Below are 19,930 nucleotides of genomic sequence, written 5' to 3'. Positions count from 1 at the left end.
GGTGCGGCGAGCCTCGCTCACGGCGGGCCGTCCGGAATCGGGGCCGGCGGGACGACAGCAGGGGGTCAGTCACCGGGCGGACTCCGGCGCGACTGCCGGTTGTTCGGCCTCGGAACCAGGCGGGACGCCGATGCGCAACTGCCCGGGCCGCTGTGCTCTGGCTGTGCGGGCCAGGGTGAGCGCGGCGGTCACGGCCAGAACGACGAGGGCGGCGCCCGAGAGGAGGAAGGCGTCCTTGACTCCGGTGAGTGCGATGGTGGTCGAGGCCACGAAGGGAGAAACGGCCAGGGCTCCCGCCACTCCGGCCTCCCACAGACCCAACGCCTTCGCCAGATGGTGGCTCGGTATGCGCTGCTGCACCAGCGCGATCAGGGGGATGTCCGTGAGGGCCGAGGCCAGCCCGGTGGCGATCAGGAGCACTGCGGCCCCGGCAGTGGAGGTGACGATTCCGAGCGGCGCACGGAAGATTCCGAGCAGGGCCCAGGCCAGCACCGCCGCCAGGGCGAGTCTGCGCATCCGCAGGCCGGCCAGCAGGAGTGCCCCCGCCACTTCCGCGACCCCGGCGACGCCCAGCAGCAGGCCGTAGCGGCCGCCCTGCCCCACGACGACAACCAGCCCAACCGTCAGGAAACCGCTGGTCAGAGCGAGGGCGAGCACGAAGGTCACGATGACCACGATCACATCGGGAGCGGCCCGAACGGCCTTGAGCCCGGCGGCGAGATCGGCCCACAGGCCCGCCTGGCCGGCGGCCAGGACGGGGCGGGTCACGCGGATGGCGGCCACGGCGCCCGCCGAACCGAGGAAGGTCAGTCCGTTGACCACCAGCGCCGCCCGCAGGGAGCCGTAGGCCAGCAGCGGCGCGAGCATGAGCGGGCCGACGAAGAAGGCGGCCCGGAAGGCGACTTGCAGCAGACCGTTGGCCTGTTGCAGACGGTCGGCCGGGGCGATCTGCGTGACGATGGCGTTGCGGGCCGGGGCGAAGGGGGCGCCGATCAGGGCCAGCAGTGCCGTTGTCACCACGAGCAGGGGCAGGTTCAGCAGACCGAGGGACAGCAACACCGCGGCCACCGCCACTACGGCGACCCGGGCCAGATCGGTGGCGATCATCAGCTTGCGGCGGTCGTAACGGTCGGCGTACGAGGCGGACACGAACGTGGCCAGGAACGCGGGCGCGAACGCGGCCACGCTGACCACGGCGACGGCCGTCGGGTCCTTCGTCAGCGACCAGGCCAGCCAAGCGGTCGCGGCGGTGTACAGGCCGTCGCCGAAGCGTGAGACGGCCTGGCCGAGGAAGAGAAGCAGGAAATCGCGGTCCCTGAGCAGTGACATGCCGCCACTGTCGGATCTTCTCGGGCACCTGATCCAGTTATTAGGCAGATGACTAATCAACGGGGTCGGTGGTGTGCAGAAAGCTCTCCAGGCTGGGGGCGAGACCGGCCACCTGCCCGGGCAGGAGCCGGTACAGGACGTAGTAGCCCTCACGGCGGCGTTCGAGCAGGCCCGCGTCCGCCAGGATGCGCAGGTGCTTGGACAGGGCGGCCTCGCTGACGCCGACGAGCGGCGCCAACTCCTGGGTGCTGCGCGGGCGTTCGGCGATCAGCCGGAGGGCCCGCAGGCGGGTGTCGTCGGCGAGCGCGCGGAGCATGCCGACGAGCTGTGCGGGAGGAATCCTGGGGCGGGCTTCCCGGGCGATCGACGAGACGGGAAAGACGAGCCCGAGGGGCCAGGGGCCGTCGCAGTTGACCCGGACGTGCGGCCACACATAAGTGCTGGGGGCGAGCAGCAGGGTGTCATCCGGGCCGATGGCGACCTCGTGGTCGTGCGGGCGTTCCAACCAGAAGCGTTCGGCCTGCCGGTCGCTGCGCACCTCCGGCCACAGGCCGCGGAGCATGCCGTACAGGCCGCGCTGTTCGATCTGGTGCCCGGCCTCGCTCACCCCGGCGGCCAGTTGCGGTTCGATCCGCGCCCATTCCCCCTCGAACGCCTCCCGCCAGTAGCGCTCCAGCATGCTCAGGAACCTTTCGAGGAGTGCGCGGGGGTCGTCGAGGAGCATCGCGGCCATCGCTTCGTCGCTCTCACGTGTGACCCGCTCCCGCAGCAGGCCGCGTACGTCCGGTTCCCGCAGCGCGTGTGGATCCCTGCCCTCGCCGCCCCACCACGGCGAGAGCAGCGGGATGGCGAACTCCAGCCGGACCAGGTCCGGGTCCGCCATGCGCAGGCCGGCCAGCTCGCTGCCGAAGTCCGCGAGCCCGCCGGTCGGCCGCGGAAAGAGGAACTCGGGGGTGTACGAGCGCACCGCGTAGGAGAACGCCTCGATCTCCCGCTTCAGGGCCGGCGACAGCTTGCGCATCGCGCGTACCCAGCCGTGCTGGACGGGGTGGTGTTTGGGTTCCACGAGCACATGCAGGCTCAATACGGCTTCCATCGTCGGCGAGTAGGCGAACCCCACCCGCTCCGCACCACCGGCGGGCACCCGGAACACGATCGTCATGACTCGCCATCATCGCCGTCCGGCGGCCCCGGAGGGAGCGTGCCGCGCGAGACGGTCGTCGGCGATGCCGACTTGACGGCCAGGATGTGCGCAGTCGCCGGGCACAGTGGCGTCACGGAGCACTTCGCCGAGGAACTCCTCACCCCTTGCGTGCGGTTTGCCCCTTACGCCGGTGGCTGTCCGGTGGCAGGAGGTGTGGGGCCGGTGGGCGAAGTGGCAGACCTTGTCGCGGTACAGGTGGTCCGACAGCTCGTTGCCGCAACCACCGAGCTGGGTGCCGCACCAGTACGTGTAGGCGGGATGGCGCCGGCGCCAACGGGTCAACTCGTCCGCGTCGGTCGGCAGGATGATCGCGCGCCCGGAGTTTCGGCCTCCGATCACCGCGGCAACGGCCGGGCGACGACGTACTGCTGTGGACCCGGGAGATCCAGAAGCTGGCGGAGCACTACGCCGGTCGGTGACGGTCTCGTCGGTCGGCCTCGGCGGGGCGTCCGCCGGCGTGACCCCGACGAGGAGTGGGCCGGTCCGCCTCAAGCTCCCGCCGTGGGAAGCAGCACCTCCGCCCAGACCGTCTTCGTGTACGCCTCGTGGACCGTGCGTCCCCAACGGTCGGCGTAGGCCTCGACGAGGAGCAGGCCGCGGCCCGACGTCTCGTCCGCGGGCCGCGCGGTCACGGGCGGGGGCATGCGTTCGGGGCGGCTGTCGGTCACCTCGATCCGGAAGCGGTCGGGCAGGAGGCGCAGCGTCAGCCGGAAGTCGCGGCCGGGGAGGCTGCCGTGCCGGATCGCGTTGGACGCCAGCTCGGCGGTGACGAGCGCGACGGCGCGGGCCGGGTCGGCGTCGTACGAGATCCCGGTCCACTCGGTGAACTGCTGGACGGCGAGCCGGCGGGCGAGGCGGGCGCCACGTCTCGTACTGGTGAAACGCAGGGTCAGTTGGCGGACGGGAGCCAGCGACGGCTTCGCCTCGTCGGTGAGGTGTTGGTGTGTCACGGTGTCAGCGTGACCGGGCGTATGGCCCGCTGACCAGGTACGACGCCCGTACGCCGTCCTCATCGTACGGAGTGGGCGGGCGGTTGCGGGCTTGGTTGTACGGGGCTTGTACGGGCGTTGTACGGGTCCGGCGCGTGTCCCCGTTCCCGCGAACCGCGTTGGGCATGGACCGGTGGCGAGCGCGGCCGTGGCGGGGCGCGGAGCGGGATGGGAAGGACGTGAGGCTGTGAGGACGGCACGGGACGCACGGGAGACGCGGACGGGGCGAGGCGCGAAGACGAAGGACGAGGGGCCCGACGCGCCGGGCGAGTGGTCGGCGTACGGGGTGCTGTTGCAGTACCTCCGCAAGCGGGCCGGGCTGAACCAGCAGCAGCTCGGGGACACGATCGGCTACTCGCTGGAGCAGGTCGCCTCGGTGGAGCAGGGACGGCGTCCCGCGAAGGCGGCGTTCACGGTGGCGGCGGAGCGGGCACTTGAGGCGGGCGGGGTCCTGGACGCGCTCCAGGGGGAGGTGGATCGGGCCAAGTTGCCGAGGTTCTTCAGGAACGTCGCGCTGCTGGAGGCGGAGGCGCTGAGCAGGTTCTCGTACGATCCGCTGCTCATCTCTGGGCTGTTGCAGACGGAGGCCTACGCGCAGGCGCTGCTCGAAGCTCACTTTCCGCCCTTGGACGACGAGACCATCGAGCAACGCGTCGCCGCGCGCCTGGCACGGCAGGGCCTGCTCACCCGCAAGAGCCCGCCCGTGGTCTTCGTGTTCGTGGTAGAGGAAGCCGCACTTCGACGTGTGGTGGGCAACAAGGCAGTGATGCGTGAACAGTTGAAAAGCCTGTTGGCATGCTCTCGAAGTCGTAACGTCGAACTTCAAATCATGCCAACTGCCCGAGGTGCCCACAGCGGGCTCAACGGACCCATGGTGTTGCTGGAGTCAAGGAATCGCACGCGGCAGGTATACGTCGAGGCGCAGGACGTGGTGACCGTCAGGACTGCTCCGGACGAGGTCAGCGAGTTCTGGCTGCGGTATGGGATGCTGCGCACGCAGGCCCTCAACACCGAGGAGTCCTCTCGTCTCATCGAGCGCATGGCAGGGGAGCTATGAGCACCGACCAGCACACCGCTGAGGCCGCTGAACTGGACTGGTTCAAGAGCAGCTACAGCGGAACCAGCGGCGGCGACTGCGTTGAGGTGGCCGCCAGCCTGGACGCCGTGTACGTACGGGACTCGAAGGCCGTGGGTGGCGGGCCGGTGCTACGGGTCGGCCGGGGCGAGTGGGCGGCGTTCGTCGCGCTCGCGGTGGAGTAGGGCCAAGCGCGGCTTCTGAACGGAACAACGGGCTCGCTCACAACACTTGGGGTGTCGTGAGCGAGCCCGTTGTCATGCCGACGGTTCAGAACAGGGCACCCTCAGCGCCCTCACGGAAATCCGACCCGCCTCGCGCGGCAGGGGGCTGGTGAGCGACATGAGCGATCGGCTTGCGGCAGGCGGGCTGGCAACCTGATCACCCACGTGACGATGTGTCAGCCCTTGTTGGCGCCAAGGGTGAGACCGCTGACGAACTGGCGTTGGAGGACGAAGTACACGATCAGGGTGGGGATCGCGGTGAGCAGGGCGCCGGCCGCGACGAGGTTGGGGTCGGTGAAGTACTGGCCGGAGAGGTTGTTCAGGGCCGAGGTGATCGGCATGTTCTCGCCGGTGGAGATCAGCACGATGGCCCAGAAGAAGTCGTTGTAGATCCAGATGGACAGCAGGGTCGCCAGCGCGGCCATGGCGGGGCGGCACAGCGGGAGCACGATCTGCCAGTACAGCCGCCATACGGAGGCGCCGTCGACGAGGGCGGCTTCGGTGAGTTCGTGGGGCAGTGAGCGCATGTAGTTGGCGAGGACGAAGGCGCAGAAGCCGGACTGGAAGGCGACGTGGATGAGGACCAGGCCGAGCGCGGAGTCGTACAGTTTGCCGCTCATGGTGATGCCGGGCAGGTCGGCCAGCAGGTAGAGGCGGTACAGCGGGGTGATGATCACCTGTTGGGGGAGCAGGTTGCCGGCGGTGAACACCAGGAGCAGGAAGAGGTTGACGCGGAAGTCGAAGCGGCTGACGTAGAAGGCGACGCAGGAGGAGAGGAACAGGGTGAGCAGTACCGCCGGGACGGCCACCAGCAGGGTGTTGGCGAGGTAGTGGAGCATGTCCGACTGTTCGAAGGCGTCGGTGAAGTTGTCCGGGCTGAGGGTGTCGGGCCAGGAGACGTAGCCCTTGGTGCTGGTCTCGGCGTAGGGGCGCAGGGCGGCGAACAGGGCCCACAGCAGGGGGGCCAGCCAGGCCAGGGCGGTGGCGGCGAGGAAGGTGTGCAGCAGGATCCGGGCGGGCCGCGGTGGGGTGCGCTGCTTTTGGAGCGCGTTCACGGTGCTCATGCGCTGCGTTCCTTCCGGAAGGTCGACACGAGGTAGGGGATGATCACGGCGAGGGAGATCACCAGCAGGACCACGGCGATCGCGGAGCCGTAGCCGATGCGGCTGGACTCGCCGATGATGTTGTTGGTGACCAGGATCGAGAGCAGTTCGGTGCCCTGGGCGCCCTTGTTGAAGACGAAGACGAGGTCGAAGGCGCGCAGCGCTTCGATGATCGTGACGACGAGGACGACGGTGTTGGTGGGGCGCAGGGTGGGGAAGACGACGTTTTTGAAGGTCTGCCATTCGTTGGCGCCGTCGAGTGCGGATGCTTCGCGCAGGGAGGGGTCGACGCCCTTGAGTCCGGCGAGGTAGAGGATCATCATGTAGCCGGCGTGGCGCCAGGACGCGGCGATGAGGACGGCCCACAGGTTGAGGTCGGGGTCGCCGATCCAGTCGATGTAGTGGCCTGGCCGGTTCGCGCCGATGAGGTTGTTGATCAGGCCGGTGTCGGGGTTGTAGACCAGTTGCCAGACGAAGCCGATGACGGCCATCGAGACCACGACCGGGAGGAAGAACGCCGTCTGGTAGAGCCGGCTGAAGCGGATCTTCTTGTCCAGCTGGACGGCCAGGAACAGCCCGAACGGGGTCGGGACCAGGATGAGCACGACGAACCAGACGATGTTGTGCTCGACGGCGGGCCAGAACTGCGGGTTGTTGGTGAACAGTTCCCGGAAGTTGTCCAGTCCCACCCAGGTGATGGAGCCGAAGCCGATGCCGTCCCAGGTGGTGAAGGCCAGCGCGATCGAGGCCAGGGCGGTGACCCAGACCAGGGCGATGTGCAGGACCGTGGGCACGCCGGCCATCAGGGTGAGGGTGAGCCGGTCGCGGCGGGTCAGCAGCCGCCGGTGGCCCAGCGGGGCCCGCTTCTTCGGGGGTGCGGTGCCCGCAGGCGGTGGGGGGGCCGCCTGCGGGGTCTTCGGTGTGGTTTCGGAGCTCATGGTGTCGGTGTTCGTCCGCTTCAGCAGGAGGGTGGGTCTCAGCCGGAGGCGAAGATCGTCTTCTTCTGGCGTTCGATCGATGCCAGCAGGCCGTCGATGCCCTTGGGGTCGCGGACGAACTTCTGCAGCGCGGGCTGCATCACCGTGGAGGTGAAGTCCGGGCGGCTGTCGCGGTCCATGAACTGGGTGAGGTGCCTGGCGCCGGCGATCGTCGCGTACGCCTTCTTCTGCAGTGCGGTGTAGGAGGAGGTGTCGGCCTTGTTGGAGGCGGCGACCAGGCTCGGGTCGGACTTCAGGTAGATCTGCTCGGCCTGCGGCGTGCCCAGGAACTCCAGGAGTTTGAGCGCACCGGTGTTGTTCCTGGGGTTCTTGGAGAGCATGAAGCCGTCGGTGGGCGCCTCGACGGTGTCCTGGCCGTGGGCGGGGTCGATCTGCGGGAAGGGGAAGAAGTCCAGGTCGTCCAGGTCGGCCTTGTTCGTGAACTGCTGGGCCACGAAGCTGCCGAACAGGTACATGCCCGCCTTCTTCGAGATCAGCGTCTGGGCGGCGTCCTGCCAGGTCCGGCCGACGGCGCCGTCCTGGTGGTAGGGCAGCAGCTCGGCCCAGTGGTCGAAGGCGGTGCGCACCTTCGCATCCGTCCACGACGCCTTGCCCGCCATCAGCTCGACATGGAAGTCGTAGCCGTTGGTACGGAAGTTGATCTGGTCGAAGGTGCCGAGCGCGGGCCAGGCGTCCTTGTCGCCGAAAGCGAACGGGACCAGACCGTCCTTCTTCATCTGCTTACACAGCGCGAGCAGCTGGTCGAAGGTCGCCGGGACGGTGTAACCGTGCTGCTGGAACACGCTCTTGCGGTAGAAGACCCCCCAGATCGACGTGGAGACCGGCACGAAGTAGTACTTGCCGTCCGCGCCCTTGCTCAGCGCCTTCATCGCGTCGGGGAAGTTGCCCCCGATCTTCTGCCACACGTCGTCGACCGGGGAGGCCAGGCCCTTGGCCGCGAAGAACTGCATCCGGTAACCCGCGAACCAGTTGAACACGTCGTCCGGCGTGCCCTGCAGATAGGAGTTGATCTGCTCCTGGAACGTGTTGTGGTCCTTGGTGTTCACGTCCACCGCGATCCCCGACTGCTTCGTGAACGCCGCGTAGATCTCGGCGAACGCCTTCTTCGGCACCGCGTCCGAGGCGTTGGAACCGAGCGTGACCGTCTTCGGGTCGGCAGCGCCACCACTGCCGCCACAGGCACTGAGCACCGGCACACCGGCACCCAGAACCGCAGCACCGGCGACACCACGCAAGACCGTACGGCGGCTCGCGGCAGGCACCGGCCGGCCGAAGGACGAAGGGTTCATTTTGGCTCCTGACAGGACGGCCGAACCCGAGACGGCGGGTCGACCGAGGGATGCGACGGGGAAGTGGTCGTCAAGGCGACCCAGACTCAACACGATCGAACAAATACGACCGGCGGCTGCGAGGAAGAGTGAATGCTCCCGGGAGTCGCTGTCAAGCCCCTCCACCCCGGAGGCGGTGCCGACTGCACCGGTCCGAAAATCCGGCACATTCCCGCCGTACAGGAGCGGCCGCCCCACGCCGTGAGCCCGGCAGCGAGCCCGGCAGTGACTGACAACACATCTTCTGACCAGCATCTTTGCGTCGCGTGAAAAATCCAGCGGCGAACGCCGTGCCCCCTCGTGCCGGACCGCCGCACTCCCCCGCATCCAGCGCCCCGCCACCAAATCGATGCCGCGCGGACCCTTGACGTACAGCTCTCGGCTACGTAGACATGACCACGCGATCAGACCGCGTGATCATAGGGTTGACCTCGTTCGATGCAGATGTGTGACCTTCTGGAGACTTCATGGCACCAGCGATGGGCGAGAACGACGGCTTCTCCGCGCCGCGCAGCGCGGACGTGGCCCGCCTGGCCGGGGTGTCCCGCAAGACGGTCTCGCGGGTGCTCAACAACGAGCCCTACGTCTCCGACGCGGCTCGCCAGAAGGTTCTCGCAGCCGCCGAAGAACTCGGATACCGCCTCAACCAGGCGGCCCGCACGCTGGCCTCCGGGCGCACCGGCTCGATCGGCGTGGTGGCCCTCGGAACCGTCGGGTACGGCACCGCCTCCCTCCTCCTGCACATCGAGCGGGCCGTGCGCGACGCCGGATACGCGCTCCGCGTGGTCAACACGCCGGACGGCGACCCGGTGGGCATCGCCGGCGCCGTGGAGTCACTGCTGGAGCAGGGAGTGGACGGCGTAGTCGTCTCCGAACCCATCGTGGAAGGAGACGTCGGCGTACGCGTCGACGTGCCGGTGCTCTTCCTGGGGGCGCCGCCGGCGTTCTCCGCCGCACGGACGCTGACCGTGGGCGTGGGCGCCCACGCGTTGGCGCAGGCGGCGACCGAGCATCTGCTGGACCTGGGACACGCGACCGTTCACCACCTCGCCGGTCCGCGCCGGTGGTACGCCACCAAGGACCGTATAGAGGGATGGCGGGCGGCGCTCGCGGCGCGGGGCGCGCACGAGCCGCCGCTGCTCAACGGTGACTGGTCGCCCGCCTCCGGATACGCGGCGGGCTACGCTCTGGCCTCGGACGCCTCGGTGACCGCGGTCTTCGCCGCGGGCGACGAGATGGCCATCGGCCTCATCCACGCCCTGCGGGACGCAGGGCGGCGCGTGCCCGAGGACATCAGCGTCGTCGGTTTCGACGGCAATCCGGTCTTCGCCTATGTCTCCCCTCCCCTGACCACCGTGCGTCAGCCCTTCGAGGCCGCGGCCCGGGAAGGCATCCGCCTGCTCGTGCACGCGATCGAGAAGCCCGACACCGACCTGCCGCAGGCGAGCGACCCACCGGTCCAACTCGTCGTCCGCGGCTCGACCGCGCCTCCGCCGTCCCACCAGGACCGGACGGTGCGGCGCTCCGTCTGAGGAACCCGGCAGGGGAAACACCCGCACACCCGGGCACCGCTTTGCCGCTCGTCGGCCGTCTCACCGTGAGCCGGCCGATCCCCGTCGCCGCGCCGCCGACTTCTTCCCCGACGGCGGCCGCGGCCCGCGGGCCCGCCGCCCCCACCGGGATCTCTCCGGGGCGGCGGGCACCGCACCACACCATCCCTTCCCTGTTCTGGGAGCCGCACCATGTCCCCTGCTACGTCGGTCGTCAGACCCGGCACCGCTCAGCGTTCCGCCCCCGCCACCGTCCTGTTCCTGCTGCTGTCGCTGGTCGTCGCCGCGGCGACGGTGTTGCTGCCCGCCGCGGACCGGGCGCAGGCCCTGTCCCGTCCCTCGCAGACGATGTACACGCCGCCCCCGGGTGCGCCTTCACCCGGTTCGCTGTACCCGCGAGCGGTACGCCTGCAGCACAACGGATCCGCCAACGGCACCCTGCTCGGCACGTTCGAGCAGTACACCTCCGGCACGCCCGTCTTCCCGATCTACCGCAGCACCGACAACGGCAACTCCTGGAGCAAGATCTCCGACATCGCCGACACCCAGAACGGGTGGGGCATGCGCTGGGAGCCCGAGCTGTTCGAGCTGCCCACGGCCATGGGCGGCTTCCCGGCGGGCACCATCCTGGCCGCCGGCGCCTCGGTTCCCTCGGACCGCTCGGCCATCAAGATCGATGTCTACGCCAGCACCGACCGCGGCCTGACCTGGACGTTCGTCAGCAACATCGCGACCGGCGGCACCGCGTTCGACACCAACGGGAACACCCCCGTCTGGGAGCCGTTCTTCCTGGTCTCCGGCGGCAAGCTCATCGTCTACTACTCCGACCAGCGCGACCCCGCCCACGGCCAGAAGGTCGTGCACCAGGTCTCGACGGACGCCCGCACCTGGGGCCCGGTCGTCGACGACGTGGCGATGCCCACGTACAGCAACCGTCCCGGGATGCCGACCGTCACCAGGCTGCCGAACGGCAACTACGTCATGGCGTACGAGTACGGTGGCGCGCCCGAAGGCAACTTCGCCGTCTACTACAAGATCTCCTCCGACCCCGAGGCCTTCGGCTCCGCCACCGGCATCCCCCTGCGTACGGCGGAAGGCGTGGTACCCCAGAGCGCTCCCTTCATCACCTGGCTGCCCACCGGAGGCCCCAACGGCACCCTCGCCGTCAGCGCCAACAGCGCCGACGACCTGTTCATCAACACGCAGAACGGCGCCGCGAACACCTGGACGCGCGTCAACGCCGGCGTGGCCGGCGGATACAGCCGCGGTCTGACCCCCCTCGCCGACGGACACAGCCTGCTGATACTCAGCGGAGGACGGGGCGGCAACAACCTCTCCAACCCCGTCACCTACGGCACGATCGACCTGGGCGGCAGCATCTCCGACGGTGCCACCTACACCGTCACCAACGCGGGCAGCAGCCGGCTGCTCGCCATCGCGGGCGGCTCCACCACCAACGGCACCTACGCCACCCAGCAGAACGCCGACAACGCGAACGACCAGCAGTGGCGGTTCGTCCAGCAGCCCTCCGGCTACTTCAAGATCTTCAACGTGGCCAGCGGCAAGGTGCTGGGCGTGGAGAACCAGTCCACCGCCAACGGCGCCAAGATCCTCCAGTGGGACGACAACGGCACCGTCGACCACGAGTGGTCGGTCGCCCCGAACCCCGCGGGCGGCTTCTCCCTCGTCAACCGGCTGACCGGCAAGTACCTGGAGATCCCGAACGCCTCCACCACCGTCGGAACCGTCGCCGGACAGTGGGACGCCACCAGCTGCGCCTGCCAGCGCTGGAACCTCGCCCAGACCGCCCTGTCGCCCCTGGGCACCGGTCAGTACGTGCTGGTGAACAAGAACAGCGGCAAGTACCTCGACATCCCGAACGGCTCCACCACCGCGGGCACCGCCGTCGGCCAGTGGCAGAACACGGCCTACACCTCCCAGTACTTCACCTTCCAGTCCGCGGGCAGCGGCGCCTGGACCATCAAGAACGTCAACAGCAACCTCAACCTCGACATCCAGGGCTCCTCCGGTACCGCGGGCGCGGCCCTCGTCCAGAACACCGCCTCCAGCGCCAACTCCCAGAAGTGGACCCTCACCGACGCGGGCGGCGGCTACTTCAAACTCCGCAACGTGAACAGCACCCTCGTCGCAGGCGTCGCGCAGTCCTCCACCGCCAACGGGGCAGCCGTCGTGCAGTGGAACGATGTCAGCGTCGACGACCAGCTCTGGAAGATCGTCCGAATCAACTGACGGCTTCCGCCTGTGTCATGACGGGCGCGGGGACCGCCGACGAAGCGGTCCCCGCGCCCGCCGTACGTCCCGGCCGGCCGGTCCCTTCCTCCTCGGGGCCGGCCGGTCGCGCGGGCACAGCCGATCTCCCCTCCACGGTGACCGAGGCGCTCGGCTCCACGCGCCGCACCGTCGGCATCCCACGCGAAGGCCCGCAGGCGACGCCGTGAGCGGCACGTCGGTCCTGCCGCGCGGCGCGGGGTTCAGCGGTTGCGCAGAGCCTCGCGCGCGGTGTTCAGATCGGCCGCGCCCGGCCGGTTGTGGGGCAGTTTGCCGAGCAGGGTCGCCATCCCGCACGTGTTCGTGACAGCGGAGTAGACCAGGCCGCCCGCCATGCCGGCCGACATCAGCAGCAGGACCGGATGCACGAGCAGGCCGAGCAGGACGCCGAGCAGGACAGCGCTGCCGGCGGTGAAGCGGACCTGGCGTTCCATGCTCCACACCGCCCGGGTGTCACGGGCGGCCGGTGTGTCCAGGCCGTGCCCCGCGGCGGTCCAGGCTCCGGTGCCGCCGACGAGGGTGGCCGTGACGACACCCTGCTCGGCCAGGATCTCGCAGGCGTTCGCGGAGCGGGTTCCGGAGGCGCAGACCACCAGGACGTCCGTGGCCTCGGCGGCATGCCGGATCTCCGGCAGCGCGCGCCGGATCTGGTCGAGGGGGATGTTCAGGGCTCCGGGCAGGTGGCCGGAGGCGTACTCGGCCGGGGTGCGCACGTCGATGACGGTCAGCTCATGGATGCGGGTGCGCGCCTGATCGGCGCCGAGGGAACGAGGAAAGGAGATGTGAGTCATGGCAGATGTGATCCTTGATGGTCGACGCCGTCCCGAACCGGGACGTACAGTACCCCTAGGGGTATTTTCAGAGGAGTGATCGTGGAACTGGAGCTCGAGGGTGCGGACCTGAAGGCCGTGCTGAACCGGCTGCGTCGCGCGCAGGGTCAGATCTCCGGAGTGATCCGGATGATCGAGGAGGGGCGTGACTGCGAGGACGTCGTCACCCAGCTCGCCGCCGCTTCCCGCGCGCTCGACCGGGCCGGCTTCGCGATCATCGCGACCGGACTGCAACAGTGCGTGGCCGAACTGGACTCCGGGCGCAAGAACGGTGAGGACACGGTCGCCATGCGCGCACGGCTGGAGAAACTGTTCCTGTCGCTGGCCTGAGAGCCCGCGCGTCGGTGGCGCTCACCGCCGCCGACAAGCGAGCCCGTCGGTCACCACGGTGGCGCTCACCGCGGCACCGCGGTGGCGCTCACCGCACCGCGTCGATCAGCATGGAGGCCGCCACCGCCAGCAACACCCCCGCGAAGATCCGCTGAAGCGTGGGCCCGGACACTTTCGCGGCCAACCGCTTGCCGTCCCACGCGCCGAGGACCGCGGTCCCGACGAACGGACCGACGACCGTCCAGTCGAGCTTCTCGACCGTGCCCGCGCGCATCGCCAGCGCGGCCAGCGAGTTGACGCTGATGACCAGCAGGCTGGTAGCCACCGCGTTGCGCATGCGCAGATCCAGCACGCTCACCAGCGCCGGTACGGCGAGAAAGCCACCGCCGACCCCGAGAACGCCGGTGACCGCGCCGAGTCCGGCACCGGCCCCCGCCGCCCGCGCCGGCCGCACCGTCACCGAGCTCCCGGCGGCCGGCCTCGGCCACAGCATGCGCACGGCGGCGGCACCCGCGACCACGGCGAAGCCCGCCGTCAGGGCGGCGGCCGGGACCCGGGCGGCCAGGGCGCCCCCCAGCATCGCCGGACCGATCCCGGCCGCCGCGAACAACAGCCCCGTCCGCCAGCGGACGTTCCCGTCCCGAGCGTGCGCGGACAGGGCCGTGACCGAGGTGATGGTGACGACGACCAGACTCGCGGTGGTGGCCCCGACCGGACTGAAACCGAGCAGGTAGATCAGGGCGGGGACGGCCAGCACGCTGCCGCCGCCCCCGAGCGCGCCGAGCGCCAGCCCCATGACCCCCCCGGCGGCCAGGGCGAGTATGAGAGCACTCACGCGACCGTGCCGTTTTCCCCGCGCGCGTCCACGACCGGCAGACCCGCCTGCGCCCAGTCGCGCATACCGCCGATCACGTCCACTGCCGCCGCGCCGCGCGCCGCCAGCAGTTCGGCCGCCTGCCGGGAGCGGTTCCCGGCGCGGCAGACCACGATCAGGGGCCACGCCTGCGCCTGTGGGGGCAGCCCCGCGCCGGCGGCCAGCGCGGACAGCGGCAGGTGCACGGCCCGGGGCGCGTGCCCCGCCTGCCACTCGTACGGCTCGCGCACGTCCAGCAGCACGGCGTCGACCGCGCCCTCGGCCGCGCTTGCGTGGCCGGTGCGCGCGGCGGCCTCCCGCACGGTCACCCGCCCCGCGCCTGTCTGTACTCGTCGAAACATGCTCATGTCGGCTTCTCGCTCCTGTCTGCCACGCCGGTACGAGGGACCGGCAGGGGTCCGGGTGGCGCCTCGCGCCCGTGGGGGATTCCGGTGTCAGGGATTCCGGACGACGAGTCCGGCCCGGCCGGCCGCGTCGAAGGAGTCGTCGACGGCGACGACGTCGCGGCCTGCGGCGTCCAGCAGGGAGGCGGCGATGGCGGCACGCATGCCGCCCGCGCAGTGCACCCACACCTCACCGTCGGGGACCTCGCCCAGGCGGCGGTGCAGGGTGTGGACCGGGATGTGCAGCGAGCCGTCGATGTACCCGCCCGCCCGCTCCGAGCCTCGCCGGACGTCGAGGACGACGACGCCCTCGGCCGGATGACGAGCCGCGAGGTCGGCGAACGCCGCGCGACGGCAGGAGGCCGGAGCCTCGCCCTCGCGCAGCCAGTCGGCCGGCCCGCCGGTGGCCGCCGCGGCCGGCCGGTCGATGCCCACGCGGACCAGCTCACGCTGGGCACGTGCGAGTTGTGCGGGTGACTCGGCGAGCAGGGTCACCGGCTTGTCCCACGGAATCAGCCAGGCCAGATACGTCGCGAGCTGCCCCTCGGCCTCGAAGTTGAACGAGCCGGACACATGCCCGGCGGCGAAGGCGACGCGGTCGCGCAGATCCACCACCCACTCCCCCGCCGCCAGCCGGGCGGCGATCTCGTCGGCGTCGGCCACGGCCGGTGGAGTGAGATCGACGGGTGCGGGTCCGGCGGCGTTGGCCGGCCCCATGTGCGCGTAGTAGGCGGGGATGTCGTCCAGGCCGGCCAGCAGACCGGCGACGAAGGCGTCCACGTCCCGGGTGAGGGCCTCGTTGGACGCCTTCTCCTTGCCGATGGTCGAGGCATCGCCCTGCGACTGCGAGGACGAGCAGAAGCTGCCGAAGCCGTGCGTGGGCAGCACCTCCGCGTCCTCGGGCAGCTCGGTGGCCAGCCGGTGCACGGAGGCGTGCTGGGCCCGGGCGAGCCGCTCCGTCAGCCGTGGCTCGACGAGGTCCGGCCGGCCGACGGTGCCGATCAGCAGCGAACCACCGCTGAACACCGCGACCGCCGTGCCGTTCTCCTCCAGTGCGTAGGAGGTGTGGTGCGGGGTGTGGCCGGGCGTGGCCAGCGCCCGCAGGGACAGGCCGGCGCGGGCGTCGATCTCCGCGCGGTCCCCGTCGTGCACCGGTACGCGCTCGAAGGCGACGCGGGCCCCGGCGGGGACGAGATAGGCGGCGCCGACGACCCGGGCCAGCTCCAGGCCCCCGGTGACGTAGTCGTTGTGGACATGCGTCTCGACGACATGGGAGATGCGCACCCCTCGCCGGACGGCCGCGGCGATCACCAGGTCGAGGTCACGCGGCGGGTCGACCGCCACCGCGGTCTCCTCACCGCCCGCGAGATAGCTCCGGTTGCCCAGACCCGACAACTCGATCGTGTCGACGAAGAACACGACGTACTCCCTTCCAGCGATGAATTACCCCCGGGGGTATATCTACGAAGGTAGCATGAGTACCCCGGGGGGTATTTTCGGAACCGGGAACCGGCAGGCCCCGGCGACCCGACCGCGCGCCTTCGCCGCCGTGCCCGGCCCGGGCGTCGCCGTGCTCGACGGGCACGCCCGCACCGCCGGCCGCCGCTCGCGCCGGCCGCCGCATGCGGAGGACCTCGGCCCGCGGCACGGATACACGACGCGCACGTCACGGACGGCCGTGGGGCGGGCGTCACCCGGGAACTCCGGTCCGGCCGGCCCCGGGACGACCGGATAGAGTGCGCGAAACGGCAGCCTGGTCAGGCACTGGTCAGGAACCGGTCAGGGAGGGGAAGCGTGACCGACACCCGACCCGCGGACGGCGAAGCGCAAGCTCAGCGGCAGAGCCGACTGCTCCACCGCCTGATGCGCCACCTCCCCCTGATCGCCCCCGTCCTGCTGTGGGCGGTGCCCTGCGTGGTGCTCCTGCACACCGGACAGCACTGGCCGCCGTCCGTCACGTGGGCCGGCACCGCCCTGTTCGCCCTCGGCCTGGTCGGTATGCCGCTCGCCATGGCGCGCGGCCACGGCCGGCGTCAGCAGGACCGGGCCGCGATCGTCGGTGACACCCTGCTGGGCACGAGCTGGGTTCTGTTCACCTGGTCCGTCCTGCTCGGCGTCCTCCTGCGACCCGCCCTGACCGTGGCCGGCGCGGGCGGGAGTCAGGACCGGGCCCGCATCGTCACCTGGGCCGTCCTCGGCGTGAGCGCCGTGCTGCTCGCCCGGGGGTACGCCGAGGCCCGCCGCGTACCGCGGGTGCGCCGGCTCGACGTGCGACTCCCGCGGCTGGGCGCCGGACTGGACGGCACCCGCGTCGCCCTCATCACCGACACCCACTACGGCCCGCTCGACCGCGCCCGCTGGTCGGCACGGGTGTGCGAGACGGTGAACGCCCTGGAGGCCGACCTGGTCTGCCACACCGGCGACATCGCGGACGGGACGGCCGAACGCCGCCGCGCCCAGGCCCTCCCGCTCGGTTCCGTGCGGGCCACCCGGGCCCGGGTGTACGTCACCGGCAACCACGAGTACTACAGCGAGGCCCAGGGCTGGGTCGACCTGATGGACGAGCTGGGCTGGGAGCCGCTGCGCAACCGTCATCTGCTGCTCGAACGCGGCGGCGACACCCTCGTGGTCGCCGGCGTGGACGACGTCACCGCCGAGTCCTCCGGTCTGGCAGGCCACCGCGCCCACCTCGCCGGAGCCCTGGACGGCGCCGACCCCGACCTGCCCGTCCTGCTGCTGGCACACCAGCCCAAGTTCGTCGACCGGGCGGCGGCCGCCGGCATCGACCTGCAACTCTCCGGCCACACCCACGGCGGCCAGATGTGGCCCTTCCACCTCCTGGTCCGCATCGACCAGCCCGTCGTCGCGGGCCTGAGCCGGCACGGCGCCCGCACCCTCCTCTACACCAGTCGCGGCACCGGCTTCTGGGGCCCGCCGTTCCGCGTCTTCGCCCCCAGCGAGATCACCCTGCTCGTACTGCGCTCCCCGCACCCGCCCACCGCGTCGTAGGAACACCGGGCGATGGCCGTCGCCGGACGCCCCAGGCTCGGAGGTGGGTCACCAGGCCGGTTCGCCGTGACGGTCGTGAAGGGACGGTCTCCCCGCCTGGTCCCGCCGGGGTCCGGCACATGCCGGCGCGCCGCGCGGGGTGGTCCCGTGGGTGTGTTCGGTGCGGACCGGACCCCGCTGTCCAGGACTCCCGCCCGGGCCGGGCCGCCGGGCGATCCCGGCGCACGGACACGCGCCGAGCGGAACCCGGTGCGGGCGGTCGTCGTACGGGGCCCCGTGGCTCGCCGCCCGGCCCGTGTTCCAGGACGGCGACGCCCTGAGCCCCGGGCGGTGCCACGTCCGGCCGAGGAGGCCGGCCGGCGGGCGCCGGGTCGAGCGCGGTGCGTCAGCGCATGTCCGCCGCGTCGAGCAGGGCGGCCACCGTGGGAGCGACGAGCCCTGTCGGCGTGTCGGCCCCGATCCCCGCACGGGCACTCGCGCCGTCGAAAACCAGGATCAGCTGCCGGGCCAGCAGATCCGGGTCGCTCGCCCCACCCCGTTCGGCCTCGGAGCGGAAGAAGGCCGTCAGGTTCTCCTTGATCCGGTGGGCCACCCGGCTCGCCGGGTGGCCCTGATTCTTGAGCTCGATCTGTACCGCGAGGTACCGGCACCCCTGGAAGTCGGGCTCACCCGCCTGGGTCACCAACTGGTCGAACACGTGCATGATCCGCTCACGAGGTGAACGGTTGTCGTCCGCCGTGGGCAGGAGCGTCGCCGCATAGGCGGAGGCGCGCTCCTCCAGGCTCGCCGCCAGCAGTTCGTCCTTGCTCTCGAACAGCTGGTACATGGAACGCTTCGACACCCCCGCCGCCTTGCACAGCGCGTCGACGCCGATGCCGACACCGTCTCGGTAGGTGAGGGTGGCTGCCGCCTCCAGCAGGCGCTCTCGGGGACTTGGCTTCGCGTCGGTGCTCATATGGCGAGGTTAACCCGATTCCGCCCAATTGAAAACCGATCGGTTTACGAGGGGCGGTGGGGCGGTCCCCGACGCCGCCCAAGGCCGGGAAGGCACGGGAACAGGGTTCCCACCCCACCGGGATGGCGGCCTTCCCGGCCGCACCCGCGCGGGCGGCGGGAGCGCGGCGCTCGCCACGAGCGTGCCGGGAACATCGAGCCTGGGCCGCTCGGTGACCGCGGGCCTGGCGGCCGGCAGCAGCACCGCACCCGCCGGCGCGACGGCCGCGAAGACGACGTTCACGTACATCACCCAGCGCCATGACGCCCATTCGGTGAGCATGCCGCCGAGCGGCAGCCCGATCGCGCCGCCCGCACCGGCCGGCGCACTGAAGACGTCGAACGCCTTCGGCTTCTCGGCCGGGCCGGTGAAGGTCACGCCGAGCAGTGAGAGCGCCGCGGGCGCGAGCAGCGCGGCGAAGAGACCCTGGGCCACCCGTGCCGTGACGAGGACGTCGAAGCCGGTGGCCGCGCCGCCGGGGACGGACGCGCACGCGAATCCGATCAGGCCCGTCACGAAGGCGGTACGCCGGCCGAACAGGTCGCCGAGCCGGCCACCGGGCAGCAGCAGACCGCCGAAGGCCAGGGCGTAACCCGGTCACCCCGGACCGCGATCCCCTCGCGGCGCTTGCGTCGGGAAACCGATCGGTTTACCGTGGTGGAAACCGATCGGTTTCCGATTCTGTGGAGGCAGTCATGACCGCTCTGAAGGGCGCGAACGTCCTCGTCACCGGCGGCAGCCGGGGCATCGGCAAGGCCCTGGTGGAGGAGCTCTACGCACGCGGCGCCGGCAAGGTCTACGCCACGGCCCGCGACCCGCGCAGCGTGACGCACCCCGACGCGGTACCCGTGGCCCTGGAAGTCACCGACCCGGCCTCAGTGACGGCCGCCGCCGCACAGGCGGGGGACGTCACCGTGGTGATCAACAACGCCGGCGCCGCGGTCGGCGCGTCCTTCCTCGACTCCCCGGTGGACGACGTGCGCCGGGAGTTCGAGACCAACTTCTACGGCCCGCTGCTCGTCGCCCGTGCCTTCGTGCCGGTCATCGAGCGCAACGGCGGCGGCCACCTGCTCAACGTGCACTCCGTGCTCTCCTGGATCGCGCTCGGCGGCTCCTACAGCGCTTCCAAGGCCGCCCTGTGGTCGCAGACCAACTCCCTGCGCCTGGAGCTGCAGCCGCGCGGTATCTCCGTCACCGGACTGCACGTCGGCTACGTCGACACGGACCTCGCGGCCGGCGTCGACGCACCGAAGTCCGACCCCCGCGACGTGGCCGCGCTCGCCCTCGACGGCATCGAGACCGGGGCCTACGAGGTCCTCGCCGACGACATATCACGCCAGGTCAAAGCGGGCCTCGCCGGCGATCTCGCCGGCCTGTACGCCCAGCTTGCCAAGTAGCCCCACTTCACACAGGAGACGACG

At 70.8% G+C, this 19,930-nt stretch carries 19 protein-coding genes and 1 pseudogene; 7 read left to right on the top strand and 13 right to left on the bottom strand.

Translation table 11 applies throughout. From position 1 onward, the window contains the following. Positions 1 to 69 precede the first annotated feature (69 nt). The 4 genes from C6376_RS35645 to C6376_RS35630 form a co-directional block, all read right to left on the bottom strand. On the bottom strand, positions 70 to 1,329 hold the full coding sequence (locus C6376_RS35645) for an MFS transporter (RefSeq protein WP_107447190.1): 1,260 nt from the start codon (positions 1,327 to 1,329) through the stop codon (positions 70 to 72). Positions 1,330 to 1,381: 52 nt separating this feature from the next. Beyond that, positions 1,382 to 2,491, bottom strand: coding sequence for a DUF5937 family protein (locus C6376_RS35640; RefSeq protein WP_107447189.1), 1,110 nt, complete (start codon positions 2,489 to 2,491; stop codon positions 1,382 to 1,384). A 9-nt stretch (positions 2,492 to 2,500) separates the two neighbouring features. Beyond that, a complete protein-coding gene (locus C6376_RS45800) occupies positions 2,501 to 2,872 on the bottom strand; it encodes a hypothetical protein (protein ID WP_254076195.1) in 372 nt (123 codons plus the stop codon). A 149-nt stretch (positions 2,873 to 3,021) separates the two neighbouring features. Beyond that, positions 3,022 to 3,483: an ATP-binding protein gene (locus C6376_RS35630; RefSeq protein WP_254076194.1), complete on the bottom strand. Its 462-nt coding sequence runs from the start codon at positions 3,481 to 3,483 to the stop codon at positions 3,022 to 3,024. Positions 3,484 to 3,709: 226 nt separating this feature from the next. On the opposite strand from C6376_RS35630, the gene C6376_RS35625 reads away from it, so the two are divergent. Next, the gene (locus tag C6376_RS35625; RefSeq protein ID WP_107447187.1) at positions 3,710 to 4,579 is read left to right on the top strand and encodes a helix-turn-helix transcriptional regulator; all 870 of its coding nucleotides are present in this window, start codon (positions 3,710 to 3,712) and stop codon (positions 4,577 to 4,579) included. Next, positions 4,576 to 4,782 carry a DUF397 domain-containing protein gene (locus C6376_RS35620; protein ID WP_107447186.1) on the top strand — a complete coding sequence of 69 codons (207 nt, stop codon included), beginning with the start codon at positions 4,576 to 4,578 and terminating at the stop codon, positions 4,780 to 4,782. The genes C6376_RS35625 and C6376_RS35620 overlap by 4 nt, the downstream gene beginning before the upstream one ends. Positions 4,783 to 4,997: 215 nt before the next feature. Here C6376_RS35620 and C6376_RS35615 read toward each other — a convergent pair whose 3' ends face one another. From C6376_RS35615 to C6376_RS35605, 3 genes are read right to left on the bottom strand one after another with little or no spacing between them, the layout of a single operon-like run. Next, positions 4,998 to 5,885, bottom strand: coding sequence for a carbohydrate ABC transporter permease (locus tag C6376_RS35615; RefSeq protein ID WP_107445402.1), 888 nt, complete (start codon positions 5,883 to 5,885; stop codon positions 4,998 to 5,000). After that, entirely contained in the window at positions 5,882 to 6,862 is a 981-nt protein-coding gene (locus tag C6376_RS35610; RefSeq protein WP_107445401.1) for a carbohydrate ABC transporter permease, read from the bottom strand. The genes C6376_RS35615 and C6376_RS35610 overlap by 4 nt, the downstream gene beginning before the upstream one ends. 38 nt (positions 6,863 to 6,900) lie before the next feature. Next, entirely contained in the window at positions 6,901 to 8,211 is a 1,311-nt protein-coding gene (locus C6376_RS35605; protein ID WP_107445400.1) for an ABC transporter substrate-binding protein, read from the bottom strand. 506 nt (positions 8,212 to 8,717) lie between these two features. Here C6376_RS35605 and C6376_RS35600 point away from each other — a divergent pair. Both C6376_RS35600 and C6376_RS35595 read left to right on the top strand, forming a co-directional pair. Beyond that, positions 8,718 to 9,782: a LacI family DNA-binding transcriptional regulator gene (locus C6376_RS35600; RefSeq protein ID WP_107447185.1), complete on the top strand. Its 1,065-nt coding sequence runs from the start codon at positions 8,718 to 8,720 to the stop codon at positions 9,780 to 9,782. Between the two features lie 210 nt (positions 9,783 to 9,992). Then, positions 9,993 to 12,050 carry an RICIN domain-containing protein gene (locus C6376_RS35595; protein WP_107447184.1) on the top strand — a complete coding sequence of 686 codons (2,058 nt, stop codon included), beginning with the start codon at positions 9,993 to 9,995 and terminating at the stop codon, positions 12,048 to 12,050. Between the two features lie 242 nt (positions 12,051 to 12,292). Here C6376_RS35595 and C6376_RS35585 read toward each other — a convergent pair whose 3' ends face one another. Beyond that, positions 12,293 to 12,880: a rhodanese-like domain-containing protein gene (locus C6376_RS35585; protein ID WP_107447182.1), complete on the bottom strand. Its 588-nt coding sequence runs from the start codon at positions 12,878 to 12,880 to the stop codon at positions 12,293 to 12,295. An 81-nt stretch (positions 12,881 to 12,961) separates the two neighbouring features. On the opposite strand from C6376_RS35585, the gene C6376_RS35580 reads away from it, so the two are divergent. Next, entirely contained in the window at positions 12,962 to 13,249 is a 288-nt protein-coding gene (locus C6376_RS35580) for a metal-sensitive transcriptional regulator (RefSeq protein WP_107447181.1), read from the top strand. An 88-nt stretch (positions 13,250 to 13,337) separates the two neighbouring features. Here C6376_RS35580 and C6376_RS35575 read toward each other — a convergent pair whose 3' ends face one another. The 3 genes from C6376_RS35575 to C6376_RS35565 form a co-directional block, all read right to left on the bottom strand. Beyond that, positions 13,338 to 14,084, bottom strand: a complete 747-nt coding sequence (locus C6376_RS35575) for a sulfite exporter TauE/SafE family protein (protein ID WP_107447180.1) — start codon at positions 14,082 to 14,084, stop codon at positions 13,338 to 13,340. Next, positions 14,081 to 14,470, bottom strand: coding sequence for a rhodanese-like domain-containing protein (locus tag C6376_RS35570; RefSeq protein WP_107447179.1), 390 nt, complete (start codon positions 14,468 to 14,470; stop codon positions 14,081 to 14,083). Before C6376_RS35570 ends, C6376_RS35575 begins: the two co-directional genes overlap by 4 nt. A gap of 87 nt (positions 14,471 to 14,557) precedes the next feature. Continuing rightward, positions 14,558 to 15,925, bottom strand: a complete 1,368-nt coding sequence (locus C6376_RS35565) for a rhodanese-like domain-containing protein (RefSeq protein ID WP_107447178.1) — start codon at positions 15,923 to 15,925, stop codon at positions 14,558 to 14,560. Between the two features lie 375 nt (positions 15,926 to 16,300). On the opposite strand from C6376_RS35565, the gene C6376_RS35560 reads away from it, so the two are divergent. Further along, a complete protein-coding gene (locus tag C6376_RS35560; RefSeq protein ID WP_107447177.1) occupies positions 16,301 to 17,515 on the top strand; it encodes a metallophosphoesterase in 1,215 nt (404 codons plus the stop codon). 385 nt (positions 17,516 to 17,900) lie between these two features. On the opposite strand, the gene C6376_RS35555 is transcribed toward C6376_RS35560, so the two are convergent. Beyond that, a complete protein-coding gene (locus C6376_RS35555) occupies positions 17,901 to 18,470 on the bottom strand; it encodes a TetR/AcrR family transcriptional regulator (RefSeq protein ID WP_107447176.1) in 570 nt (189 codons plus the stop codon). Positions 18,471 to 18,629: 159 nt separating this feature from the next. Continuing rightward, a pseudogene (locus C6376_RS35550) lies at positions 18,630 to 19,100 on the bottom strand (MFS transporter); the annotation flags it as partial. Positions 19,101 to 19,204: 104 nt separating this feature from the next. Between C6376_RS35550 and C6376_RS35545 the strand changes: the two are divergent. Further along, on the top strand, positions 19,205 to 19,906 hold the full coding sequence (locus C6376_RS35545) for an SDR family oxidoreductase (protein ID WP_107447175.1): 702 nt from the start codon (positions 19,205 to 19,207) through the stop codon (positions 19,904 to 19,906). The last annotated feature ends 24 nt before the right edge of the window (positions 19,907 to 19,930 follow it).

Origin of the sequence: Streptomyces sp. P3, assembly GCF_003032475.1 — a bacterium.
Lineage (GTDB): Bacteria > Actinomycetota > Actinomycetes > Streptomycetales > Streptomycetaceae > Streptomyces.
Note: the sequence above shows the minus strand (reverse complement) of the source record. Positions and strands in the feature narration are given on the sequence as shown.